General features: G+C 72.9%; 1 protein-coding gene. It reads left to right on the forward strand.

Annotated elements, in window-relative coordinates; translation table 11 throughout:
• Window positions 1-35: 35 nt before the first annotated feature.
• On the forward strand, window positions 36-2,076 hold a 2,041-nt coding region (locus AC1DY2_RS19050), incomplete at its 3' end, for a S8 family serine peptidase (RefSeq protein ID WP_476763838.1).

Genomic DNA, 2,076 nt, shown 5'->3' on the forward strand with positions numbered 1-2,076 from the left:
CTTGCAAGCCAGCAACACATGCGAGAGGTTCCCCCATGCCACAAAGCAGCAGAACAGCCGCGCAGCGCCGCCGCCGTTCGATCGCCGCCGCCATCAGCGGCTTGGCGATCGGCGTCGCGGGTGTCAGCGCCGTCGCGCCTCCCGCGGCCGCCGACCCGGCCGATGGGGGAGGTGCTCCGCCTGCGGCATCCGGCACCTCCCCAGCTGCTGCCGCAGGCGGCACGCACACCGTGACCCTCATCACGGGCGACCGCGTGAAGGTCACCGACCTGCCCGACGGCACGCACACCGTCGACGTCGACACCGCGGTGCCCGGCGCGGCCGTGCAGACCGTCGAGGTCGACGGCGACCTCAGCGTGCTGCCGCAGTCCGCGATGCCGTACCTCGCGGCCGGCGTCGTCGATCGCGACCTCTTCAACGTCTCGCAGCTCATCGAATACGGCTACGACGACGCGTCCGTCAGCGCGACGCCCGTCATCCTCGAGTACGCCGACGGCCCCGCGGCGTTCAGCGCGCCGCTGCCCGGCGTCGAGATCGGCTCGACCCTCGAGAGCATCGGCGGCGCTGCGGCGACCGCCGACCACGCGTCTGCGGCCTCGACGTGGAGCGCCCTCACCGCGGCATCCGGTGCCTCGACCTTCAGCAGCGAGGTCTCGCTCGGCGGCGGCATCGAGGCCATCCACCTCGACGGCAAGGTGCAGGCCACGCTCGACAGCTCCGTGCCCTGGATCGGCGCGCCCGCGGCCTGGGAGGCCGGCTACACCGGCGCCGGCGTCACCGTCGCCGTGCTCGACACCGGCTACGACGACACCCACCCCGACCTCGCCGGCCGGGTGCTCGCCGCCGAGTCGAAGAGCTTCGTGCCCGGCGAGGACGACCCCGCCTCCGACCCGCATGGGCACGGCACGCACGTCGCCTCCACGATCGCCGGCACCGGCGCGGCCAGCGACGGTGCCAACCGCGGCGTCGCCGACGGCGCCGACCTGCTCGTGGGCAAGGTGCTCGGTGCCGACGGCTCCGGCCAGGACTCGTGGATCATCGAGGCCATGCAGTGGGCCGGCGAGCACGCCGACATCGTGTCGATGAGCCTCGGTTCCTCCGAACCGTCCGACGGAAACGACGTCATGTCCGAGGCGCTCAACACGATCGCCGAGCAGACGGGCGCCCTCTTCGTGGTCGCCGCAGGCAACAACGGCGCGCCCGAGGCGATCGGCGCGCCCGGCGCGGCAGCCGAGGCGCTCACCGTGGCGTCCGTCGCCGACCCGACGGGCGCCCTCTCGTACTTCTCCAACCAGGGCCCGCTCGCCTTCTCGGGGGCGCTCAAGCCCGAGCTCGCCGGCCCCGGCGAGGACGTCACCGCCGCCCGCTCGGCCGACAGCCCCGGTGAGGGCTCGTACGTCGCGATGAGCGGCACGTCGATGGCGACGCCGCATGTCGCCGGCGCCGCCGCCCTGCTGAAGCAGCAGCACCCCGAGTACACGGCCGACCAACTGCGCGCCGCGCTGCTCAGCACGGCGAAGGACGTCGGGCTCCGCTCGTACGAGGCCGGTTCCGGCGTCGTCGACCTCGAGACCGCGATCGACGCGCCCGTGATCGCGTCGGGGTCGGGCGACTTCGGCATGCTCGCCTGGGGCGAGGAGCCCGAGCTGGTCACGCGCACCATCGACTACACGAACCGCAGCGCCGACGAGGTCGTCCTCGACCTCGACGCGTCATTCGACGGCGCGCCCGACGGCGTGCTCACCATGGCAGACGACCAGCTCACGATCCCGGCCGGCGAGACCCGCTCGGTCGAGCTCACCGTCGACCCGTCGAAGGTCGAGACCGGCACGCAGCTGTCGGGCGCCCTGGTCGCGAGCCTTGACGGCACCGCCGTCGCACGCACCGCCCTCGGCACCATCGCGGAGCAGGAGCGCTACGACCTCACCATCACGGCCACCGGCTTCGACGGCGAGCCCGTCGAGACCTACGCGGTGCTCTACGACGTCGCCAACGACTGGTACGAGCCGATCGCCGTGAGCGGCGAGACCACCATGCGCCTTCCCGACGGCGAGTACGCCGTCGTCGCCTACATGA

Source organism: Agromyces sp. P1_H4, from assembly GCF_056405255.1.